Source organism: Leptospira mtsangambouensis (assembly GCF_004770475.1).
In the GTDB taxonomy this organism is placed as follows: domain Bacteria; phylum Spirochaetota; class Leptospiria; order Leptospirales; family Leptospiraceae; genus Leptospira_A; species Leptospira_A mtsangambouensis.
The window spans coordinates 193,171-217,570 of the sequence record NZ_RQHK01000003.1 but is presented as its reverse complement, the minus strand read 5'-3'; the positions used below and the strand labels follow the sequence as shown (position 1 = coordinate 217,570).

General features: G+C 37.6%; 20 protein-coding genes. 7 read left to right on the top strand and 13 right to left on the bottom strand.

Annotation, left to right across the window (positions count from 1 at the left end; genetic code table 11):
* Window positions 1–159 precede the first annotated feature (159 nt).
* Window positions 160–1,740, top strand: a complete 1,581-nt coding sequence (locus EHR01_RS07590) for a methyl-accepting chemotaxis protein (protein WP_135694090.1) — start codon at window positions 160–162, stop codon at window positions 1,738–1,740.
* Between the two features lie 115 nt (window positions 1,741–1,855).
* Window positions 1,856–3,052 carry a diguanylate cyclase gene (locus tag EHR01_RS07585; RefSeq protein WP_135694089.1) on the top strand — a complete coding sequence of 399 codons (1,197 nt, stop codon included), beginning with the start codon at window positions 1,856–1,858 and terminating at the stop codon, window positions 3,050–3,052.
* Between the two features lie 17 nt (window positions 3,053–3,069).
* Here EHR01_RS07585 and EHR01_RS07580 read toward each other — a convergent pair whose 3' ends face one another.
* Entirely contained in the window at window positions 3,070–3,414 is a 345-nt protein-coding gene (locus EHR01_RS07580) for a rhodanese-like domain-containing protein (RefSeq protein ID WP_135694088.1), read from the bottom strand.
* Window positions 3,415–3,560: 146 nt separating this feature from the next.
* On the opposite strand from EHR01_RS07580, the gene EHR01_RS07575 reads away from it, so the two are divergent.
* From EHR01_RS07575 to msrA, 4 genes are all read left to right on the top strand, one after another.
* On the top strand, window positions 3,561–4,274 hold the full coding sequence (locus tag EHR01_RS07575) for an MBL fold metallo-hydrolase (RefSeq protein ID WP_135694087.1): 714 nt from the start codon (window positions 3,561–3,563) through the stop codon (window positions 4,272–4,274).
* The gene (locus tag EHR01_RS07570) at window positions 4,271–4,636 is read left to right on the top strand and encodes a TSUP family transporter (RefSeq protein WP_135694086.1); all 366 of its coding nucleotides are present in this window, start codon (window positions 4,271–4,273) and stop codon (window positions 4,634–4,636) included. The genes EHR01_RS07575 and EHR01_RS07570 overlap by 4 nt, the downstream gene beginning before the upstream one ends.
* 219 nt (window positions 4,637–4,855) lie before the next feature.
* Entirely contained in the window at window positions 4,856–5,218 is a 363-nt protein-coding gene (locus tag EHR01_RS07565; RefSeq protein WP_244310019.1) for a hypothetical protein, read from the top strand.
* Between the two features lie 48 nt (window positions 5,219–5,266).
* Window positions 5,267–5,959 carry a peptide-methionine (S)-S-oxide reductase MsrA gene (gene msrA, locus EHR01_RS07560; RefSeq protein ID WP_135694084.1) on the top strand — a complete coding sequence of 231 codons (693 nt, stop codon included), beginning with the start codon at window positions 5,267–5,269 and terminating at the stop codon, window positions 5,957–5,959.
* An 11-nt stretch (window positions 5,960–5,970) separates the two neighbouring features.
* Here the strand turns inward: msrA and EHR01_RS07555 are convergent, their stop codons facing one another.
* Entirely contained in the window at window positions 5,971–7,491 is a 1,521-nt protein-coding gene (locus EHR01_RS07555; protein ID WP_135694083.1) for an HDOD domain-containing protein, read from the bottom strand.
* 197 nt (window positions 7,492–7,688) lie between these two features.
* Window positions 7,689–8,315: a trimeric intracellular cation channel family protein gene (locus tag EHR01_RS07550; RefSeq protein ID WP_135694082.1), complete on the bottom strand. Its 627-nt coding sequence runs from the start codon at window positions 8,313–8,315 to the stop codon at window positions 7,689–7,691.
* 86 nt (window positions 8,316–8,401) lie between these two features.
* Here EHR01_RS07550 and EHR01_RS07545 point away from each other — a divergent pair, with 86 nt between their 5' ends.
* Window positions 8,402–11,503: a right-handed parallel beta-helix repeat-containing protein gene (locus EHR01_RS07545; protein WP_135694193.1), complete on the top strand. Its 3,102-nt coding sequence runs from the start codon at window positions 8,402–8,404 to the stop codon at window positions 11,501–11,503.
* Between the two features lie 7 nt (window positions 11,504–11,510).
* Here EHR01_RS07545 and EHR01_RS07540 read toward each other — a convergent pair whose 3' ends face one another.
* Genes EHR01_RS07540 through EHR01_RS07495 form a run of 10 tightly spaced genes read right to left on the bottom strand, consistent with a single transcriptional unit; the run spans window position 11,511 to window position 24,393 of the window.
* On the bottom strand, window positions 11,511–12,551 hold the full coding sequence (locus tag EHR01_RS07540) for an SMP-30/gluconolactonase/LRE family protein (RefSeq protein ID WP_135694081.1): 1,041 nt from the start codon (window positions 12,549–12,551) through the stop codon (window positions 11,511–11,513).
* The gene (locus EHR01_RS07535) at window positions 12,548–13,426 is read right to left on the bottom strand and encodes an acetyltransferase (RefSeq protein ID WP_135694080.1); all 879 of its coding nucleotides are present in this window, start codon (window positions 13,424–13,426) and stop codon (window positions 12,548–12,550) included. The genes EHR01_RS07540 and EHR01_RS07535 overlap by 4 nt, the downstream gene beginning before the upstream one ends.
* A 13-nt stretch (window positions 13,427–13,439) precedes the next feature.
* Window positions 13,440–14,672 carry a PP2C family protein-serine/threonine phosphatase gene (locus EHR01_RS07530; protein WP_135694079.1) on the bottom strand — a complete coding sequence of 411 codons (1,233 nt, stop codon included), beginning with the start codon at window positions 14,670–14,672 and terminating at the stop codon, window positions 13,440–13,442.
* Between the two features lie 13 nt (window positions 14,673–14,685).
* Complete coding sequence (locus tag EHR01_RS07525) at window positions 14,686–15,051, bottom strand: cupin domain-containing protein (RefSeq protein ID WP_135694078.1); 366 nt, start codon at window positions 15,049–15,051, stop codon at window positions 14,686–14,688.
* A gap of 3 nt (window positions 15,052–15,054) precedes the next feature.
* Window positions 15,055–15,912: an SDR family oxidoreductase gene (locus EHR01_RS07520; protein ID WP_135694077.1), complete on the bottom strand. Its 858-nt coding sequence runs from the start codon at window positions 15,910–15,912 to the stop codon at window positions 15,055–15,057.
* Window positions 15,909–17,690 (bottom strand): sensor histidine kinase, encoded by a 1,782-nt coding sequence (locus tag EHR01_RS07515; RefSeq protein ID WP_135694076.1) that lies wholly within the window; start codon window positions 17,688–17,690, stop codon window positions 15,909–15,911. The genes EHR01_RS07520 and EHR01_RS07515 overlap by 4 nt, the downstream gene beginning before the upstream one ends.
* A 1-nt stretch (window position 17,691) precedes the next feature.
* Window positions 17,692–18,060, bottom strand: coding sequence for a bactofilin family protein (locus EHR01_RS07510; protein WP_135694075.1), 369 nt, complete (start codon window positions 18,058–18,060; stop codon window positions 17,692–17,694).
* A gap of 5 nt (window positions 18,061–18,065) precedes the next feature.
* On the bottom strand, window positions 18,066–18,287 hold the full coding sequence (locus EHR01_RS07505; RefSeq protein ID WP_035983357.1) for a tetratricopeptide repeat protein: 222 nt from the start codon (window positions 18,285–18,287) through the stop codon (window positions 18,066–18,068).
* The gene (gene acpS, locus EHR01_RS07500; RefSeq protein WP_135694074.1) at window positions 18,287–18,670 is read right to left on the bottom strand and encodes a holo-ACP synthase; all 384 of its coding nucleotides are present in this window, start codon (window positions 18,668–18,670) and stop codon (window positions 18,287–18,289) included. The genes EHR01_RS07505 and acpS overlap by 1 nt, the downstream gene beginning before the upstream one ends.
* An 8-nt stretch (window positions 18,671–18,678) precedes the next feature.
* Window positions 18,679–24,393, bottom strand: coding sequence for a protein kinase domain-containing protein (locus EHR01_RS07495; RefSeq protein ID WP_135694073.1), 5,715 nt, complete (start codon window positions 24,391–24,393; stop codon window positions 18,679–18,681).
* Window positions 24,394–24,400: the final 7 nt, after the last annotated feature.

The window sequence follows — 24,400 nt, the reverse complement described above, 5'->3', positions numbered from 1 at the left end:
GGATAGTTCTGAATATTCGTGACTGCAAGTTCATGCATCAGAATGAAAATATCGATTTTTTATCGTCAAAGATAGTATAAATCTTGTTACAGTAGAACTGGGTGTGTGGTGATTTCTATGGGAATCACCACTTCCACCATCCAAGAAGGAGATTAGGGAATGTCCGCAGAAACAAACGAAATCAGTCTATTTGAAAGGACTCTCTTTCGGAAAGGGGTTTCACTCATTGTGTACACAAAGTACGGATTGAGTGCAGTGTTTCTATTAGGAGTTGCTGCCAACTTTGCCACGAAAAGTTTTATACCAAATTTTATCGGCTCTCTCATCTTTTTACTCAATGGAATTGTTCCGGGACATTATTTACGAAAAGATAAAGAAATTTCAAAATCATGGGCATTTACCATTATCTTCATTGACCTACTCATTTTGGTTAGTTTCTTCTACTTAGACATCTATAATAATTATACAAAAGGTGATGCAAGTAATACAATCAACGCAGGAATCTTTTACATTATTTTTGTGTTTATCGCTATTTATTCCAGTTTTCTTTTCGAATCTAAACTTGTTGTTGTGGTGGGGATCATTTCCACCTTTCTTTACTTAGGTGGAATTTATTTATCAGCAAAACTTGGTGCGGCCCTTGTCGGTAAACCTAGCCCTGATATGTTAAGATCAAACCATGTCATCGTTGCAACAGAAGTTCAAAAAGTTATTTTTTTCTTTGGAGTGATTTTCAGTTTACGGTTCGTGGTAGCACTAATTCGGGAGATGCAAACTGACCTAAAAACAAAACTCAAAGAAACTTTAGAAAAACAAAACTTTATTTCAAACAAATCCATTCAATTGGAACAGTCTGCCAATACTCTTGCTACTTCCGTAGATACATTACAATCCATGTCGGATGAATTACACAACCAATCTCAAAACCAAGCAGCTTCTGTGGAGGAAATTTCTGCTTCCGTAGAAGAACTTTCTTCTTCGGCAATTAGCTCGGCAAATCTTGTGGAAGACCAAGTGACTCGTGTAAAAATTGTAGATCAAAACTTTTTATCTCTACAAAATATTAGTGAAAACGTAAAAAACAAAACCACTCAAATTGCAAAGGATGTAAGCCTCTCTGCTGATTTTAGCAAAAAAGTAAAATCCTCCTCTGAAGAACTCAATAGTATTTACTCAGAACTCAACCAAGCCTTTTCAAAAGTGGAAGAAATCAACCAAATGATGTCGGAAATTGCAGATCAAACCAACTTACTAGCGTTAAATGCATCAATTGAAGCGGCAAGAGCTGGAGAACATGGACGTGGATTTGCGGTCGTTGCTCAAGAAGTTGCAAAACTTGCTGAACGTTCTCAATCCAATGCAGGCACAATCGCAAAAATTGTGAAGGATGCCGGGATCAAAATCAATGAAGGAACCAGATACTCAAAAGAAGTCAAAACCCAAGTGGAAAGCCAGAACCAAGAATTACTTCGAATCGAAAGCGAAATTTTAAGTTTAGAAGGTCATGTCACGGACCAACAGAACTTAAATTCACAACTGAGACTTACCTTTTCCGAATTACATGTTCTATCCGAACAAATTGGTGTGATTGCGCAAGAACAGATGTCCGGTAGTAAAGAAATCAGTCATGCAGTTACCGTCATAGATGAAACCACTCAAAAACTTGCGGATTCGGTCCAACTTCTTTATGAGGAAATCAATGCCATCCATACCCAATCCAAACAGCTAACTTCGAACTAAGGGATTTCCCTCTATTCTGAACAAAGTTTTAGGAATAAAACCTGTCTTTACAACAGGTGCCTTTTCTAAAACTTTGGGAAATCGTAGGAAATAAATTGATAACCTTTAGCGTGCTATGTTAAAACCCAATGCAACAGACCGCCCTGGTCAAAGAATCGAAGATACTATCATGGCAATTTTGGAGGGAAATCCAAATCATGAGGAATATCTATTCCAAAAAATCAAAGAACTTCCTACATACCATTTAGAAGATTCACAAATTTATTCTGCGATCTTCAAAGTCCTCACTTCACTTGAAATTTCAGAAAATGAATCCGAATTCATTTGGTCAGAAATCGTCCACAACCAAACCAAACTCAATCAATGTATGGGCCGCCAAGTGGGCTTTCGCGTTGCTTTATTTGATTATTTTACCAACATCAATCCAAAAATCAAAAATCCAAAAACCATAGAGATGAAACTCTTTGCTGATACCGAAAAACTGATATTAGTTGATGAACTCACTCGATTATACAACCGTAGGCATTTCGAAACTGCACTCATTCGAGAATTCAAACAATCCACAAGATACAACCAAAACCTAACTCTTCTTATTATGGACATTGATGATTTCAAAAAAATCAATGATACCTACGGTCATACCACAGGTGATGAGATTTTAACAAAGGTTGCAAAACAAATAACATCTTGTTTACGAATGGAAGACACAGCTTGTCGCATTGGCGGTGAAGAGTTTGCAGTGATTTTTCCACAAACAAATGAAGAACAAGCGCTCATTGCATCAGAAAAACTTTTGGAAGCTTGTCGCACCATCCAACTTAGCGGTAAGTCTGTGACACTTAGCGGGGGGATTGTATCTTATCCTGAAAAAGTCAAAACTTGCGAAGAGATGTATGACTTAGCAGACCGTGCCTTGTATACAGCCAAATATTCCGGCAAAAATCAAATTGTTGCATATTCCAATGAAAAAAGAAGTAGTTTGCGTTTTGATGCCAACCTAGAGCTTCTTTTCATTCTACCAGATAAAACTCTCAAAACCATTTCTAAAAATATTTCTGTGACAGGGATTGCCTTTGATACGGAAGATGATATCACACTGAACGAATCCTTCGATGTCAAACTTCGTGAATCAGATACAAATCAAGAAATCAATGCGAAGATCAAAGTAGTCAGAAAAGAAGAATTTGGATTTCATAAATACCATATGGGTGCTGAATTTTTGGAACTCTCAGTCGAAGACCAATCCAAACTTTCCGACTTGTATACGTTACACCGATACAAATCAAAGATTCCTACCGGTGTCGTTTCATAAAAAGTAAATTGATGCCGTTATGGCATATCCGAAAGTCCACCTGCATTCAAAACAGATGCATAACCATTGGCTTGTAAAATTTGTTTGGCTCTTTCGCTCCTGGCACCAGATCGACAATAAACAATAATTTTTGCCTCTTTGTCTTTCAATCGATTGATTTGAGACGGAAGGACATCCACAGGAATATTCATCGCACCGGAATAATGACCTTCCGCAAATTCTGACTGGGTCCGCACATCAACAACAACTGCCCCATTTTGAATCCATTGTTTTACCATATCTTTTTCTCCTTTGGATTGGATGCGTTTTACAAAAACAAAGAGGAACCCAATAATGGCTCCGAAAATCAGGAAAGATTTCATACTTTCTCCTTTTTTTCCAATTTCTAGTTGTCGGAATTTTCGTCAATAGAATCTATATACTATAGGGGGTATGGTATTTACATCCATTCTAACCCTGAATTTTGGCAATCCATTGCCTTTGGACCAAAAGGAGAGATTTTTCGAATATGATTACCAATCCCAAAGAAAATTTAGAAATTCGGCCACTTTATGATTTAGAATCAGGAACCTGGACCTATCTAATCCTCGATCAAAAATCCAAACAATCCGTTCTTGTTGATCCAGTACTCGAACGTTTAGATAGAGACTTAAACTATATCCAAGAACTTGGATACAAACTATCCCTCACTATAGAAACACATATGCATGCTGACCATATCACTTCGGCAGGAAATTTGAGGGACAAAACCAATTGTGAATCTTATGCTTCCGAAAACTCTGGTGCTGTTTGTGCTTCAAAATTTTTAAAAGATGGAGATTCATTTCAGGTTGGGAATCTTAAGTTTTTAGTCATTCATACACCTGGTCATACACCTTGCTCCATCTCTCTTCTGTTAAATGGTTTATATCTTTTTTCTGGGGATGCACTTTTTGTACGAGGGTGTGGGCGGACTGACTTCCAAGGTGGAAGTGCGGACGAATTGTACAATTCTATCACAAAAAAACTATTTTCACTTCCAGATGAAACAATCGTTTTACCTGGACATGATTACAAAGGATTTCTTTCCACAACCATTGGAGAAGAAAAACAGCTGAATCCAAGAATCGCAGGAAAATCACTCCAAGAGTTTAAAGAAATTATGGAAAATTTGAACCTACCAGAACCAAAAAAAATTCATGAAGCAGTGCCAGCCAATCGTGCCTGTGGGAAAGTATCATGAGTTTAGGTATTTTATTTTTATTGTTAGGTGTAGGTGCAGGAATTCTTGGTGGGCTTGTAGGAATTGGAGGTGGAATCCTCCTTGTCCCTGCCCTTGTTTATTTTTTTGAATTTAATCAAAAACTAGCCCAAGGAACCACACTGGCAGCAATGGTTCCCCCCATTGGCATTGTTGCGGCTTATATTTATTATACGCGAGGAGAAACCAATCTCTTTGCTGCTGCTTTTATCAGTGCAGGATTTATTCTTGGAAGTATTTTTGGCGCAGGGATGGCATCCAAAATTGATACAACCTCTCTATCGCGATTTTTTGGAATCTTCACAGTGATCGTTGGCCTTAAAATGATTTTTTTTCCGAAGTAAAAATGAAATAAATTTTTCCTTGCAGGAACACTGGTTTTCAGTTTCCATTCACTCGTGTTCGGTTTTTATCTCACATTTTTTTGGATTCTGATTTCCTTTTTTTCCGCTAACTTTTCTTGGCCGTCCGGACTCATTCCCCCGCTCCAATTCCTCTTTTGGTGGAACCTTGTTTTCTCTTCTTTTTGGTTACTTCTGATCTTTATAGTTGTTTTTGGGCTTTTGGGCTTTTTACTTCGCATTCCCATTGTTGGAATTTTATTACAGGGCATTCGAAACCAAATCACAGAAATTGGTTGGTATCATTTTCTCCTCAACCGAACTACTGTTTGGCTGCTAAGCCAGACACTCATTCTTTCCGGTTCCTTTGTATTTGGATACGGTGGCCATTCCGAAACCTGGATTTATACAGTTTCCCTTTCTGTGACCATTCTAGGTTACTTCATCAAACAAAATTTTTACAAACCAATGGCAAGTTTTTCCGGTTCAAAAGGTATCTTTGTATACCGAAGTGGGGGAATCAATAGAGGGATAAGTCCCCATCACACTCCATTCCCAGAAGAAAAAGACGTCACTCCTCCATAACTTTTTTCTTTTGATTCTTAAATGATTGGCAAACCAATCTAATAAGGTATGGAATCAGTTACAAAAAAGTTTCGAACCCTACCTCTTTCGATTTTGGCCTTTGTCTTTGTTTTTGCCTTACTTCATTTCCAATGCCAACGTTTTTCTGACAAAAAAACAGAGACCCAAAAACTTTCCTTACAACCAAAGGAAGGCCAAAAACTTGCGGCCTTTGCGGAAGGATGTTTTTGGTGTTCCGAACATATTTTTGAATCCATTCCTGGAGTCACAGAAGTTGTTTCGGGTTATGCTGGCGGACATACAAAAAACCCTAATTATGAATTAGTAAACACAGAAACGACAGGCCACGCTGAAACAGTCCTAGTGTATTATGATCCATCTAAAATTGATTATGCGGACTTATGTCGGATTTTTTTTCTTTCCCATGATCCCACTACTTTTCATAGGCAAGGACCAGATGAAGGATCTTCTTACCGATCCATTTTATTCTACTCTTCCGAGTTGGAGTTAAAAATAGCAAAATCGATTCAAAAGGAAATAGAGAAAAAACAAATTTGGAAAAACCAAATTGTTACGGAATACCAAGAACTAAAAGATTTTTACCAAGCAGAATCATACCACCAAAACTTTATCAAAAATAATCCTAACCAATCTTATGTTCAGGCAGTTTCTATTCCAAGATACCAAGAGTTCCAATCCAGATACAATCTATATAGAAAATCGCTGGATGAATCAAAATGATCTTATGGTATTTAATAAGATAAAAACTGTTCTCTAATTTTTGTTCGGAAAGAATCGAATTCAGATTTAGATTGAAACTTACAAAGTTTAAGTATCTCGGCTGAAATCTCTGAAGATTTTGCTTCCTTTGCATTAATGGAAATCATCATATCACTCAAATATATCGGGAAAACAATATCCGCATAAACATCGTCTGCAAGGAGAGGACGATGGTGAAATTCCATAGCCTTTGTGTATAGAATTGGGAAATTCCATTTTTCACCGACCATTGCACCTAACTTTGAATGTGTGATACCTATGGCGGACTCTTCCATACTGATTGTAGAAGCAATTTCTCTTGAATTGGAATAAGTTTTAATTTTTGACATATGTTGTTTGTCAAAGGATAAAAGCAAAATTTCACCAATGTCGTGTAGAAGAGATGCTGCAATCAAATTACTAAGATCTGCCTTGTTCATACCCATTTTTTGACCAATGGCCTTACAATAAAAAGCAGATTCGTTCGATTTTTCCCAAATGGCAGTAAATGCAGGAAACTTGTCCTCTAACATTTGTTTCGTTCCAAGACTATAAAGTAATGTTTGTAGTTCTTTTAGTCCAATGAGTTGGATAGCTCGATCCAAACTTTCAACTCTTCCTCCGCGACGAAATGCTGCTGAATTCGAAAGTTTTAAAATATTGGCAGAGAGGGCGATGTCTTTTTTAATCATCTCCGCAATTGTTCCAATACTTGAGTTTGGTTTATCAATGGCGTCTTGAATATCTTTAATTGCTTTTGGGAAAGTGGGAAGATTATCAATTTGCGAAACAATATTGTCTATTTTTTCCAGCTGTTGGTTCTCTTTTGAAACCTTAGAAGGAATATCAATCATAAAGACTGTTTTGTTTTCGCTGGATTCAAACTTAAATGCAGAGTCACCCAATCCATCGTTACGTAACATCATAAGTGTCATGATCAAACCAAGACCTGCACCTTCTTGTTCATTTGACATATCCATAAATGCATCTGCTAAATCGTTATAAGTTTTTGCCTTATCGATTCTTTCTTTTATTCGAGCAGATTCTGCAGGAGTGAGTTGTACATTGTTCATGATGCGAATACGCATCAAACTCTTGTTATGGATAAAGGAAACAAAAACACCAAAATTATTTCTTTGAAGAGAGTCTTCTATGATTTCTCGATTTTCAAGATATGTTTTTTTGAATTCTACAATACCGGCTTCATATTCGTCTTGATCTTCGATATTACTTGCTCTGTTTTTAAAAAACACACGTTTCGCATTTGCCTTGATTGCGTTTGTCACTGTTTCTTTCATTGCAGCCAAAACAGAGTCTCTAACGATGATTAGATCAAGTTGTAACAAAAAACGATCCAATACTTGAAATAAAGTATTTTCTACTTCATCAGTAATTTGGAAAAATTTAAAATGAAATGGTGCATTTTCTAAAATGGGATGATTGATATCATCAATATTTGAATGAAGACCTAAGTCTTGTTTGTATTCTAATGTGACAGCCTTTGGACTTGCCATAATACCTCAAGTTAAGAAGGAGTATCAAAAGGGAATTCCCTAAGTTAAAGTTGATGACAATACTCCAATCCCATTGAATGGAAATATTTTGCAAGTGCAAGCGTTTAACAATAAAACAGCGAAAGGATAGAATTCTTGCGGTAAGTACGGAAACAAAGATTCATTTAATCCGTGATTTTACTACGTATGCGTACTAATTAATCAAATATTTTGATCTTTGGAAGACCCAAGTTATAACGAACAGCAACCACTCTGATTCCAACAACGACTGTTGCTGAGATTACTAAGTTCCAATTGGCATTTAGGTTCCATTCATTTAAAACAATATACAAAACAGATCCCACCAAACAAGCAGTAGCGTATATTTCTTTGCGAAAGATAAACGGGACTTCATTCATCAGTGTGTCTCGAATGACTCCTCCAAAAATTGCTGAGATCATTCCAAGAAGTGCGGAGGCAAAAAAATTAACTCCATGGTCCAAAGCAATTCTTGTTCCGAGGACTGTATAAATTCCTATCCCTAAAGTATCGAATAAAAACAATTCATCTCTTAATTTAGCAAGTATCCCTGGCAAAAGGATCACAAGTAAAAAACCTACAAAAATGGCCCAAAGGATATTCTCATCCCTTACCCATGAAACTGGATAATTCCCTAAGGTAATATCTCTTAAAGTTCCTCCACCAATGGCAGTGATGAATCCAGTAAAAAAAACACTGAATAGGTCGTGATGGTGGTCTTTATGCTCCAAAGCAGCAAGCGCCCCAGATATAGTAAATACCATGATTCCAGAAAGTCCGATGTAATAAGAAAAACTAAATTCCAGAGTTTTTATCCTACTTTTAATAGATTAGACGGAAACAAAATGACAATGTTTCCACCCTTCAATTGTTGTATAGAATAGAGAAAATGATGTCGCCTGCCAAGTTTTTTAGGATTGTGATCCTTGTTCCCATTTTTTTATTCCAGGCTTGTATTCCCAGTTTGTCCAAGGGACTTATGCAATCAGTCAGCGATTTTTTGCAATTAAGAAGTTTAGTCAATACAGGACCTTATAAAATTTCTTTTACTGTTTCTGGTCTCCTTGGTTCAGGACTAACAATCAATCTAAATTCAGGAGTCGAAACACTCGTTGTCAATGCAGATGGCAATTATGAATTTACAAAAACTCTTACAACTGGTACGAACTTCGACGTCTCCATAAAAACACAACCAAGTCTTCCCACACAAGTTTGTTCCGTAAGTGGCGGAATGGGAGTTGTTGGTTTTGGAAATGTTACATCCATTGTTATCAATTGTGATCCTTTACGTTATACAATTGGCGGAACCATTACCGGTTTGGATGGAATCACTGGCCTCGTATTGACCAATTCGGTCGATGGTTCTACTCTCAGTGTTGCATTAGCTTCTGGCACCTTTGCTTTCACCCAAACATATTTAGATGGAACTTCGTACAATGTTTCCGTAACAACGCAGCCAAACCATCCTGTACAAAACTGTGTGACGACAAACGGTACAGGAGTCATAGCAGGAACGAATGTTACCAATATTACAATTGCTTGTACTTCTATTGCCTTTCCTATTGAAGTCACTGCAGTTGGAATCGCCTCTGGCACTTTGACGATTCGTAATAATAATTCAGAATATCTAACTATATCCGCAAACGGACTTCACCGATTCCCAACCAATATAGTGACAAACAACAGCTATAGCCTTCAAATTGTTTCAACACCGGCAGGTCACCAATGCACTCTTTCTTCAACAACAGGAGTTGTCACCGGGAACATACCCATCACTGCAAATTGTTTTAGTGTATTAAGTATTGGACCTTCGAATGGAGGAGTTCTCAAACCTCTAGAAAGCATTAAGTTACAGTTTTCAGACGAAATCAATGCAGGCAGTTGCACAGGATCAACTGGAACATTGTTAAATACTAACAATAGTTTGCCAATTCAATATAGTGTTTCGACAACTAACCTAACAAATGATACTCTCACGGTTACCCCTGCTGCCACTGACTCTTGGATGAGTGGACATAGAACACTTACTCTCAATTGTAATAGTGTTGGAGGTTACCCGCTTTCCTCGATAGTAAATATACTGTATCTGATTCCATCTAATCTTAGATATGTTGCCGACAATCCGTTGGGGGTAGATGGAAATGATGGACTCACTCCGCTCACACCGAAACGGAATATTCAATTAGCAATCGATAGTTTCGGAGGATGTCCTGCTGGTGATTGTGCTGTCCTTGTTGAAGGTGGATCCTACGATCCGGCTTTTGTGGGTGGGACAATTCAACTTGTATCGGGAATTTCACTTTACGGCGGTTATGTGCCTGGATCAGGTTTTGCAACTTGGGACCCAAATTCTCATTCCTCTGTGATACTGATGGATACAACTCCTGCGGGCTGTGCTGTTGCAACAGCGACTTCTCCTTGTGCTGCTATTACCGGAGATGCTACAATCACAAGTAACGTTACCATTTCTGGATTTACAATCACGGGAGGACCCGACACAGCCCCTTATATGGCCGGTGTTTTTTTAGATTCCACTAACAATGTAAGATTGATTAATAACACCATTTCTGCTGGATATGGGATTAGCGGTGCTTATGGAGTTTTTGCAAATAATAGTAATCCTTACCTTATTTTAAACAATATTGACGGAGGTGGATGTACGACTACAAGCTGTTCTGCCATTGGTTTGTCTATGGCTTCCACATCTCCCATTTCACCAATTGTTCTAATGAATACGATTTCAGGTGGAACTTCCACCATCAGTTCAGCAAATTCAAAAGGTATCCAATTTTCAGGATCTTCTACAATCACTGTGTCAAATATCCGTGGGAATGAAATCAAAAGTAAAGATTTAGATACGAGTGTCGGTTCAACTTCAAATAGCATTGCATTTGATGTAACTTCAGGATCAAGTGCTGGTTCCAATGGAACGTTAGCTGGGAATCGACTGAACGCAGGAAAAGGAAATTATTCGTTAGGAATGCGAATCCAAGTGGCTTCTGCGATTGAAATTGGTTCCCTTACGCAAGGCAATATCATCATCTCTGGTAACGGAGTGACAAACTCACATGGAATTTTTCTTTCTGCAGGTGGGCATGTGATTCGAAGAAATTTAATTAATATCGGAAACGCAGATAATGCCACAGGAAATTCATTAGCTTCAGGGATTCATGTGAGTGGAGGTGGAACATCGACAATAGAGAACAACACGATAGAAGGTGGAAACGCAATTTCATCGTCTTCAGCTTCATTATATGGAATTAAGCTCAATAGCCCAACGGCAACTTCTCGAATTGCGGGTAATTATATTCGGCTTGGAACTTCAACTGGCACGACCACTTCAACAACAACAGCGGGAATCAATCTAGATACTCCTTCCAACGTACTGATTGCCAATAATTGGATTCAGAATGGCCCAGCTCAAAGTAGTTATTATTCATTTGGGATTGAAGTGATAGCCTCTTTTTCTGGTCTAAGGATCTACCATAATTCAATTTCCGGTGGAGCCACTTCAATTGCTGGTAAGGGAACACCCATATTTTTAAGAACACCAACAAACTCTACTGATATTCAAAATAATATTTTATTACTTACCAACAATATAAGCGGGAATGCTTGTATCATCAATTCGGGACCTGGCGCACAGACTGCCATTAAATACAATGTATTTCATAACTGCGCTGAGATGGTAATCAATAACAGTCTCAGTTATACTGAACTTTGTGCAGGAGGAATCCCACATACAACAGTAGCATGTGCTTCCCCTCTCGGAATTCTTGGAAACTTTGGGAATAATTTAAAACTAGACCCTAAATTTGTTGACGACTTTGGAACAATCGCTGTTTATACACCAACATCTGCGACATCCTGTCTGATCACAAAATCACCAAACACTTTAATAACTGATAGTTATAATGGGACGGGAACACGGCCTGGTGGGGACGGAGCCGTGAGTCTTGGGGCTGTTGAATACGAATTTGCTTGTACGCCTTAATCTTTGATTAAGGCAGAACGTAAATCCCTACACGATCATTGTAAAGACTACCAATATACAACTGTCTTTTCTTTTCTAAGACACTTGTGACTTCTTTTAGGTGTTCGCCACCTGGATCTTGTAAGGTCATGAGCACCTTTCCATTCCCATCAATTTTCATTGCATATCCATAAGGTTCTGCCTTTGGCCAAAGAAATTTAGGAAGAAAGGAAATCATTCTTTTGACTACTGGGGATGGGTGCATATTATCCATTCGATCGTTCCTTACCGTAAACAATGCCACCCAGAATTCTCCATTTTCATTTCTTGTGATATTGTCTGGAAACCCTGGTAAGTTTTCGATCACAGTTTCTTTAGTTCCTTTTTTGGGCCCCTTTAACCAAAGTTTTGTGATTTTATATCGATAGGTTTCATTTACAAGTAGAAAATCTTCTGTTTTTGACAATGCAATTCCATTGGCAAAGTACAATTCGTCCGCCAGTAAAACAGTTTCTTTGGTTTTTGGATCATAAACAAAAACTCTTCCATAAGGTCTTGCTTCTAGAAGGTCATAAAGATATTCTTTTTGTTCATAGATTGATGCATCAGAAAAATAGATTTTCCCATCTTGTGCTATATCTAAATCATCAGTGAATTTAAAAGGTTTTCCTTTGTATTCAGAAACTAAAACAGTTATTTTTCCTGATTTATCTAAAGAAAGAAGTCCTCTATAAGCATCTGCGATGATGAGGTTCCCTTGTTTATCAAACTGAATCCCAAGAGGTCTCCCTTCTGTATAGGCGATTGGTTTTATTTCTCCCTTCAGAGTGATCCGGATGATTCGACCATCTTTGTCTCCGCCATATATATTTCCATCTGCATCCACTTCCAAAGATTCCAATCCCTTAACCTTTCCAATGGCTAGCAATATAGACTTTTGTAATTCCGTATTCGGTGCAAACATACCAACCATCTCTGGTTTGATAGGAGGTTCATAAGCTACCGGAGCAAATGTTCGACAAGAAACAAAAAATAAGAGAACAAATATATTTGTGAGAAAGTATTTCATTTTGGTTGTTTCTCCTTTGAGATCAATGCATCTTTTAAAGCCCAACGTTCATCAACCCAACGTTTCATTTTTTTGGACATTGGTGCAAACTGTTCGTTCTCTTCGATTGGTACAAGAGGAGCCGGGATCACTTCCACAAACACCTTTAGTTTTCGAATTTTACCACGCATCAAATCTAAAAAACTTGGATTTTCTGTAGGATAAACAATCGTTAAATCGATAAAAGCATCAAGCGAATTTCTTAACGCAGTGGAGACAACAGAAATCCCCCCACTATGCGGACGTAGTAAATTTTGGTAGGGATTTTTCTTTAATAATTTTTGAACTCTTTCTGGAGTTCTTCGGTGCCCTTCCAGAAAATTCAAAATGGAAAAAGGCATACCTGCAAACTTCTCACAAACTTTTTTGACATTCTCCAAATCTTTGGTGGCAAGTTCTGGATTTTTTTTCAATTGTTCTCGGCTACTTCTTTTGACAAAAGGGAAATCCAAGGCAAGCCAAGCGTGCCCTAGTATGGGAACATACTTTAACGAATCTTTAATAAAAAATCGAATCAGTGGGATTTTGCGGTTCAAAACTGACTGGATGATATAAATATCAGACCAAGATTGGTGGTTACAGATAATCATATACCGTCCGTCTTGTTTTAAGTTTTGGTATCCCTCGCCGATTACTTCAAATTGTACCCCATATAACATTCTTGAAATACGATAATTGTTTTCAATCCATGCCTCTCCGACTTTCAATAGCAACCTGTCACCAAATCTTCTCCATGACCCTGTTGTCACCAACTTCCAGATATAAAGCGGATACATGGTAGGTATGATCGACATTAAATTCAAAAGAAACAAAATATAAGCAATGATTAATCCCAAAATAAACTCCTATTCAACACTTGGTCCCGATTCCTAGAATCGTTACATCATCCATCATGGAGGTAGTACCTCGAAACGAATGAAAATCATCCATTAACAAATTGATTGTATCTGTTAGATTTAAATCCAAACTCTTAGCGGATTCAAAACTGGAAAGCAATTTGGACTCTCCCAGGAGAATTCCCTCCGAGTTTTCCTGCTCCAAATACCCATCAGAAATCATAAACAAACGATCTCCCAACCCAAAAGACATAGAATGATTGGTATACTCGACATCTTTTTCCAAACCCAACATCACTCCCGATTCTGTAAGCGGAATGAATTGGTCTTTTGTAACGATATAAGGTTCATTGTGACCGGCTGAAGAATAGGTTAAACTGTTTTCTTCTAAATTCAAATCAACAATGACGGCAGTAAATTGATTGGATTTTTTACCATAACTCTCAATGAAAATTTGGTTTAAAGCATATAAAACATCTGCAGGATTTGGGGCATTACGTTTGATATGATCATATTCCGCTTTGATCGCCATAGTTATGAGTGCGGCTTGAACTCCGTGCCCAATGGCATCTGCTAAAAATAATCGTATCTTTGATTTTTCCAAACGAATGACATCAAATATATCACCACCCACTTCTGCCATTGGCTCAAATGAAGATCCAAAGTCCAAATGTGCTACATACCGAAGCCCAAGTGGTAAAATATTTCTTTGGATGGTTTTTGCCGTTTCTAAATCTTCTTGGATGATTTTTAAAGTTTGGGTTAATTTTGCCGTCCGTTCCTTAACCATCTCCTCGAGAGTTTCATTCTGCCGACGAAGTTCTTTATTCTTCTGAATCAAAACTTGATTTTCTCTTTGCTCAGCATTACGAATTCTTGCCGTAAGTAACTTCAAAAGAGTCAATGTCAATTCTGGGCTTGTTTGTAGCAAACGGTGAAAATCTTCACGGGTCAACTCATAGAGGACTAAGTTTTCTTTTGCTGAAATATTCACTGTTCGAGGCGCAGAATCAATGAGAGCGATTTCACCAAAATAATCACCCGATGAAAGATCACCAATCACAAGTATTTCTTGTTTACTCTCGTCTAAATATTTCCAAACCTCAACTCTGCCCGATTCAATAAAATAAAACGATTCACCTAACGAGAATTGTTGGATGATAAGCGAACCTTCGGGAAATTGGACCTTTTTCATTTCCTTCTTTAGGAAACTTAAATCCGCCGTTGGTTTCTCCTCTATGCCCATAATGTAACCTTACTTAAACTTCTGGTTCTCGATTCACTAAATCTAAAGAAAATGCAGGCTTACAAACCGACCAATATTCAGCATCTTCAAGAAAAGGGTTGGAATACCGTACCCGAGACCCTTTTTCTATGAACAAAGATTCTCCCGCTGATAATACAATTATCTTCCCATCCACTTCTATTTGTTTTTTGCCTCGAACCATAAGGGTCCACTCATCAAAGTTAGGTGATTGAAATGGTTCTCCCCATCCAGGTGGAGCAACCATATGGGCAATTGAAATTTCTGAATGACCAGTAGACGGGATTCCAAAATGTTCGGCGATGGTTTTGCCACCAGGAACAGGAATTTGTATTGGATTTGTTTGGTGTTGGTAACCCATAATTTAAAAACCTGGGAATTTAAAACTAAACTTATGTTTCAAAAGATCTTCAGTATAAGACCAAAGATTTCTTCTTGCTGCCACATCATAAGATGGTTCAGAACTTTTTAGAATTTCTTTTTTTACAAAGTACTTCCCGGAAACTCCGGAAACAGAAGGGTCCGTGGAAAGAAAAATAGAAGTTTCTGCACCTTTCTCTTCCGAAATAGCAAAAACATTTTGGGCAAAGGTTAATAGGAATTTTGCTAATCCATCATTGTTTTGACCAAATCGAGTTTTGACAAATCCAGGATGAAGACAGTTCACAGTAATTTTTGTTTGGTTTAAACGTTCTGCAAGTTCATAAGTAAAATATATATTCATCAGTTTGGATCTTTGGTATTGTTTCCAACCTGAATATTCTTTTTCACCTAACAAATTATTAAAATCCAATGAAACTCCCATATGTGCACGAGAAGCCACATTGACAATTCGTGGTTCGTTGGATTTTTTTAACGAAGGAAGTAGTCCCAATGATAATATAAAATAATTCAAATGATTTAAAGCAAATGTAGACTCAATACCTTCCTTTGTTAGAGTGTATTGGTCAAAATAGGCACCAGCATTGTTCAGTAAAACATCAATCTGTGGATGGTTTTTTCGGATGGTTTCAGATAACAAAAAAGTTTCTTTTGCAGATGATAAATCAGCAACATAAGAATGAACCACTGCCCCTGTCACTTGTAATGAATAAACGAGAGCCGCTAATTTATCTGCATTGCGACCCACTAAAATGAATTCTTCTTGGTTTTTTGCAAATGTATGAGCACAAACTCTTCCAATTCCATCTGTAGCACCGGTAACAACAATTGTCTTCTTCATGAAACGATCTCCTCTCTCATTTTTTTAGGAATTGTAAAAACGAATCTAGAACCAGATACTCCATCGCTATCAGCATACATGGTCCCTCCGTTGACAGAAACAAATTCATGACAGAGCAAAAGTCCGATTCCATTCCCTGTCTCCCCTTGGGTCCCTGTTGACTTAATCACTTCCCCAACTTTGAATAGTTTGTCTACGATGGCTTTCGACATACCTACTCCAGAGTCAATGACTGAAACCTGCCAGTCCTCGCCTATATCGGTTGCTTCAATGATAACTTTGCCATTTTTATGACTGAACTTCAGTGCATTTGAAATCAAATTTCGAATGACAGTGATGATCATTCGATCATCGCAAAACACCATTGCATGAGAAGGAACATTCACCTCCAAAACAATACCTTTTGTCGATGCGCTAAGAGTAAAGAGCTCCAAACACTCCCGCACTATGTTATCCAAACGATAGTAATGTGGCCTATATTCTTCCTGTCCCCGTTGTAACTTAGACCATTCCAAAAGGTTTTCCAATAAGGAAAAAACAGATTCCGTTGCGTCTACCAAAGACTGTGTCATTCCAGCGAGTGCATCTTCTTTCTTTTTCATGTCCTCATTCAATACTTTGAGTAACATTTTAATCCCAGCGAGTGGGCCACGCAAATCATGTGAAATGATCGATAAAAAACGATCTTTGGTTCCATTGGCAACCAAGAGTTCACGGTTGACATTTACCATTTGTTTTTCTAAATTTCTTTGTTCGGTGATATCGCGAAAAACAAGAACCATTCCAATTTTTTTACGGTTAGCATCTCGGATCTGTTTTGCGGTCACTTCCCAATACTTTTCATCTTTTTCCCAAATCCATTTTGTAAGTGTTTTTTTATCTGACAAATGATCGAGTTTAGAAATAATTCCAGGAGCTGATGCAAAAAAATATTTATATGAAAGTAAAGTAGAGTTTTTGGAGGAGATTCGAAACAAATGTTCTGCGGACATATTCCAATCAACAATACGATTATTAAAATCGAGGATCACTACTGCTTCGTCCAACTCGTCTACGATTTCCCCTCGGACCAATGGAACAAGGTCGAACATACGATAATATCCGATGGCGAAAAAAATCAAAATTACCTGCATCGTGCTCATCACGGCAGTAACATTGAGTCCGGGCAGAGGACGAAAACCTAACTTATGCAAAATGGCCGTTACCCAAATAAACAAGTAGGACAACAAAATCAACAAATACCTTCGTCTTTCTGTCGATTTAGATACAAAAATACCTTTGATGAGTAGATAAGCGACAAATGCAGACCAAAAGAATGAAAAGAAATAGGAAACTATGAATCCGCCAACATTTGTTTCTTGGACCCACTGAATTCGACCGTTGATATTTACTAAATATGTATCGAGTGTTAAAGTTTTAAAAATGGGATCAAGAACACATACCGCAAGTGTAACCAGCGGTTGGATTGTTAACATAACCCAAAACTTTTTTGTCAACAAATGCTTGTTTTGCGTAAATTCTAATGAAACAAGCACCATTCCTAAATTGGCTAGAGCAACACCAATATATAAAAATGCAATAAAGGATCTATGTAGGGCTGGACTTATAAATACAAAATCAATTCCATAAAATCCGGTCCACATCATAGAACCGAAAACTAAAATTAAAAGGTATTTAACAAGATCTAGGCGGAAGGATTTGAGAACGAAAAGCCCCAATACAAGATTGAAGCTGAATGCTAGAAATAGAAGTAAACTATAAGGATGAAATTGCCACAAACTAAGTTTCTTCGCTGCTTAGCATTTCACAATTCCCATCAAATACAACCCCATCAGCAATTTGAAGTTTTGCCGTACGAATGTTTCCTTGGACTTTGCCAGTAGATAACATTTCTAATCTTTGTGTTGCTGTTACGTTTCCAATAATGGTTCCGCCAACAACAACCGTACCAGCTTTGATATTTGCTTTGACTCTTGCACCTTCGCTAATCACCAGATAACCATCAGAGATGATTTCGCCCGTGAAATCACCAGAAATTTGTAAGGGTTTTTTGAACGCCAAAGTTCCGTTAAACGCCGTTTCTTTTCCTAGAATAGTGGCAATGACTCCGTGTTCGGTGATGGTTGTTTGCATTTCTTTTTTTGACATAGTTCCTATTTTGTTTTCATGTTATAAACCCCGTCCCAATCTTCTGGTGGGGGATCTGCGATATAATCATCGCAACGTTCAATGTATAGTTTCGAGGGGCCATCTCCAGGATGAATCGCGAGTCCTTTTTTAAACTCTTCTTTTGCTTCTGCGAACTTTCGCGATTTGTATAACGAAAGGGCTTGGTTGTAATGAACCAATACTGCTTTCATTTTATCACTAACGATCATTTGGGCTCCTTGTAGAAAACGACAACTGCCGTTGCGTAATGGTCAGCGTGGCTGATGGATACGGAACTGCTAGTAAATCCTTTCTCACGGAAAAACTTCTCAGTTTTCCCATGGATGACTAGCGTTTTTTTACCAAAATTGGTGCCTGCAAGTTCAATCTCGCGCATATCGGCAACTTCGCCCGGGTTTAAATTGAGGGCCTTGATCACGGCTTCCTTACAGGCAAAACGACCCGCCAAAAAGGGGACCGGGTCTTTGTGTTTGTGGCAATATTCGACTTCCTCGTCGGTAAAAACCCTCTTTAAAAAGCGATCTCCATGTTTTTCGAGAAGTTCACGAATTCTCTGGTTTTCAACGATGTCGTTTCCGACGGATAACATAAGATGATTTATTTTCGCCGAAGTTCCAAGAGTCGAGCAAATAAAATATTGTTTTCTTTGTGGTATGGGCGTCTCAGTTGCACCCGTTCGGAATAATCAAAAGCAGCCGAAAAATCTCCATTTTCAAATAGTGCCTCAGCAATATAAAAGAGTGTTAAACTATCCGAAGGATTTTTTTGCACGTATTGCACCGCAAATTCCAATGGGAACACGGACATTCTATGTTCAGTATAAAGATATATTTTTTGAACAGAAAGTGGTGCATCATGAATGGATTCAAAATGACTCGAAATCATTTTTTCAACTTCCTTCCATTTTTTCTGCTTATAAAGAGTGAGTGCACGTAAATAAACAAAATGTTTTGGATGGTTGGTTGGAACGTGGATGGGCGAACCCTCTCCTGTATATTCGACACGAATTAAAGATAAATCATCAATCAATTCCCCATGGCTTTTGATCGCATCTCGAATTGCTTCTAGATCTCCTTGGCCTTCGAAAGTTGTTTTTAAAAACAATTCATCATCTTCGTTCACTTCCATTTCAGCTTCGGAACCAATCAAAATATCGTCACGTCCATCTGAACCAATCAAAAGGACATCCCCTTTTTCTAATTGGAACGTATTGATCTGGAGTGCTTTTTTGGAAGCCAAAAGACCTAACTTCGCACAAACATAGTTATGTGGTAAAAAGAAAGTTTTATCATTACGGTAAATCACAGGCCTCGGATGTTCCGCATTTAAAAAATAAAAGAAACCAGTTTCATCATCAATCAAACAAAGAAACATAGAAATTAACATCGAACCATCAAATGTTACGAGTGTGTTATGCAATTCCGTATAGGCATTGCTCACCCATTTTTCAGGAGTGATGTCTCTGACTTCTTCGGATTGGCCATTTCTTTTGATGATTGCTTCAAACACCGAGCCAATGACAAGAGCACCACTTGCTCCTTGCATCGATTTACCCATGGCATCGCCATTTAAAACAACAATGTACTTTTTATTCTGAAGTTGGATGGATGATGATACACATAAGTCTCCACCAATTTCGGAACTCCATTGTTTATAAGAAAACTTTTTCTTTTGTTCCGTAAGGAACTGAATTTTCATATTCGAGGAACTTGCAAGGTTCTGGGTTAGCGGCTCAATAAGTAAAGATGCTAAAAAATAATCTCCGTCTTGTTGTTCTTTTAATCCTTGAACTTCCGTTAAAGCAAAATTTAATTCCTTGGTCCTCTCATCTACTTTCTGTTCCAGGTTGGTATAAAGAAGTGAATTCTCAATAGAAACAGCAATTTGTGAAGATAATATTTTTAGAATTTCGACCCTACCTGGAGTAAATGCATCCGTTGTGAGATTGTTTTCCAAATAAACAATACCAACAACTGTTCCATGGCTTAAGATCGGATAACAAAGTAAAGATTTTGGTAAGGTCGACTTAACATAAGGATCATTTTTAAAATCACCTTCTCTTGCAGCATCACCGCAAATAACAACGAGCCCCGTTCTCACCACATAACCAATAATCTGCGAAGGAATTTTGTTTTGGTTTACATAGGCAACTGGTTCAAGAAAATCGATTGCAAATGGGGTTTCTGAATAAACAGAAACAGATTCTTTTTCTACTTCTGACTCTGCTAAAACCTGCCAACCTGAATCCGATTTGAGGATAAAGTATCCTCTCTCTGCTCCTGCATTCTCAATCAGGATTTTCATCATCTTTTCTAACAAACGATTGAGTTGGATCTCTCCTGAAATGGTTTGTGAGGCTTTGATTACCGTATTGATATCTAAAGTAGAACCAACATCCCCAAAAATATCCTTTGTTGTACTAAACAATGCAAGACTATCCGTAGAGTCTGTTCTAAAGTTTCTTCCGATATATTTTTTCAGAGAAATATGGCTCATCTCTAATTGTTTTACCTTAGATAAAAACCCATATTTCCCGTAACGATAATGCGCCTCCACCAAATGCAAGTTGCTGTATTGTTCAAATCCTGTTTCTTTCCACATACGAACTAAAAATTCGTTTGCTATGGCTTCCTCTAAGATATAACTAAACTCACGGGCGGAAGAAATTGCCGCCTTACAAGCGATCACTGCTTGGGTTTTCTGATTCGCCAAATATAACAATAAAGCGGAAATGATTTCGTATTTATGACCAAAATTATCCGGAGAACTTTTCGCCCAAACTTTCATTCGTTTCGCAAAGGATACTAAACGTTTTTTGAGATTTGCTTTTGTAGTTCCAGCGGGAATGATATTATCCACGATGAGTGAAAAGGTAACGAGAGCACCAAGAAATACATGTTCAGGAACAAACATCATCCCAAACATTGCACCTTCCAAACCATCTAGTTTCAATGAATACTCATACGCTTTTACTTTATCACCAAGAAAGTATTCAATTCTTAACTTACAGAGATAATAATCAAATAATGCATTTGCATTCCCAGTGGCCAACCATTCAGAAACAGTTTCGGATTCTGAAAAATATCTACCTTCCAAACTCATTGGATCTGGAGACTCACCTCTCATATTTTCAACTAACTGGAGATTGAGTCTGTGCACTTGGTACGCATGATTTTGACGTAAACTTAATAAAGAAGCATCATACCGAAGTTGGCTCTTATAAAGATCTTCTAAGTTTTCGCGAAACAACAAACCTTGAAAATGAATATTATTGAGTGAATATGAAGAGTATTGTAAGTCGCCGGTTTCCATCCCAGCAAGGAAACTATCCCAAAATATGGAACGACCGTCTCTTGCATGATTTTTCCATGGAGAAATCATACATGCGAACATAAATAAAGTTCGGCATTGGAATGGTTTTGCATCTAAGGTTTCAAGCAAACGAACACCTAACTGACCAAATTTAAAACCATCACCATAATTTCCTAGTCCAGAACCTTGGATCACACCCATCGCACAAAACCCAAAGGCACTAATTTCACATAAACCAAACCGTAAGGTATTATTGACCAACTTCAAAACGATCACAGGAAATAAATCTGGTTCAGCAAGGAATGAAGGAGCGATACATGCATTCAGAAGTCGCATGATAGCAAGATATCTAGGATCGTTTGCAATCGGAAGATGTTCTAAACTTTCAATCGATCGATTGCCAAGTTTAAATTTAAATTTGATTAACTCTGGGAGTGGAGAAAGTGAATTTGCTTTTTTAGGCAATCGAACTCCCACAAGTTTCAAGGCCTGTTTCAAAGTTTCCAAAACCTCTTTCATCTTGTTTTGAGTGACAAGCATAGAGGATTGAAGTTCGTAGACTAAAATTTTATCTAGGTCATTGCGAACAAAGCTAAGTATATAATTAAAACTTTTTTCTGCTGCTTCAAAATTTTTAGAAAGGTACGCTGATCTTGCATAGGCCAAATGAAGTTTCAAAGAGTTTTCATAATCACTTTTCCACTCCTCATCCTTCATAAGCCCAACCATTCGATCAAAGAAAGTGAAAGCCGCATCATATGCGGAAGAATTTAATGCTTTGAACCCTGCTTTTTCATTTAAGATCCTTAGTTCGGCTAATTCTTCGCTTCCTTTCATTTGCGAAGCACCTAAATTCAATTGGTTTACAATGGTAAATAAATGGTCTTCAAGTTTGTATTTATAAAGAATTGAAAGATATGTTTTACCGATCTTATAATGTAGTTTTGCCTTTTCTTCTGGTGAAATGATTTTATAGATAGCTTCTCTGATTTTATCATGAGTAAAGTTTGCATCCTCCATACCGAGGATCAAAAACTCTTCATTGGCAAGTGTCACCAAATCCATTGATGCTTTGTGAAATGGCCTATCCGCTATCGTTGCATAAATATCATGGCGAAACCAGTTTCCAATACATGCAGTTAATTTAAGTGCATCGATTAGTTCTTCTGATTGGAGATTTATTTTATCAATGATAAGATCGATTACGTTGTCAGAAATATTGACTGAATCAATTTTGTCTTTGTCCCAAGACCAATGATCATCTGCAAAGTAAATGTAAGATCTTTCATATAAGTTCTTAAACATCTCATTGACATGAAATGGATTTCCCTTTGTTTTTTTCCAAAGGACTTCTGCGATCGGACGAATTTCTGATTCTGGAACCATTAATGTTTCCGAAACCAAAAGTGCCACATCACGCTCTCTCAATGGTTCTAACCGAATTTCGGTAATCGCAATTTGGATCTCACGAAGTTCTTCAAGGAGTCTAAAAAATGGATCCGTTGGGAGTACTTCATTATCTCGGTATGAAAGAATAATAAAAAAATATGAAATTTCAGGATCAGTTAGAACTTCTTTTAAGAGCAAGATGCTTGAAGAATCCGCCCATTGCATATCGTCCAAAAACAAGACCACAGGATGTTCTTTTGTACAAATGGTTCGGAGGAATTTTCGAAATACCAAATGAAATCGGTTTTCAGTCTCTAAACTATCCAATTCGGGCGGCGATGGTTTATCACCTAACAACTGTGACAATTCAGGAACTACATCAATGATCAATTTTGCATTAGCACCTAGTGCGTCCGATAAATTCTTTTTCCATTCTTTGACAGCAGATTCGTTTTCGGATAATAACTGCCGAACAAGTCCTTGTAAGGCCAAATTGATGGCGCGGTAAGGAATCGATTTTTTGTATAAATCAAATTTACCTGAAGTGAAATATGCCTTTTCCCTTGTGACTGGTTTTTGAATTTCGTTGATAAGGGCCGACTTCCCAATTCCTGATCGACCCGAAATTAAAAAGGTTTCGATTTTTCCTTCTTTTGCATCGAGAAATTTTTCTTCAAAAACATGAAGCTGGGTTTCTCTTCCATATAATTTTTTGGGAATTTGGAATCGAGAGGATTTATCATTCTTTGCAAGTTCCATTTGGAACTGATTTAAAGATTCTTTTCCATTTTCCAAAAGAACGGATTGGATCGCAGAGAGGTCAGACAGCAAACCCGTTGCTGTTTGGTACCGATCTTCTGGATTTTTCTCCAGAAGTTTCATAATTAAATCAGAAACAATTTTTGGTGCCCCACTTCTTTCCTTTGGAGAAAGCGGAGTTTTTGCCAAGTGTGCATGCACCATTTCCAAACTATCAGTGTATAAAAATGGCAAGTCCCCAGTAATTAACTGATATAAGGTGACACCAAAGGAATAAAAATCTGTTCTGTAATCAACTGTACGGTTCATCCGACCAGTTTGTTCGGGTGAAATATGAGCAAGTGTTCCGGTTAAATTTTGATTCATCGGAAGATAAAAACTACGATGAGTCAAAAGTGTCGCAGAACCAAAATCGATAATCTTTAAAGCTCCAGTGTCTGGATTATAAATGATATTTTGTGCTTTGATATCGTTGTGAACAATTTTTGCCTTATGGATATCAACAAGTGCCTTACAAACTTCGATAGAGATATTCAAAAAAGTTGCGATATTGCTATACTTACCACTTAATTGTAGTTTTGCGAGATCAGTAAAACCAACATTTGGGAATACAATGGCTACCGTATTTTGATATGTTTCTAAATCTAGTGGTCTTAAAGTATATGGTGAATCGACAGAACGTAGAATTTCAAATTCGTTTTTAAAACGTGTGATTTCGTGGTTATCTGGATAATCGCGATTCAATAATTTGATCACGACAGGTTCTCCAGACAAAGATTCTCCCGAATATACGGAACTTCTTTTTCCTAAGTGAAGTTCCCTTAATGCGTTATATTTTCCTACAGTAAACACAAAAAGT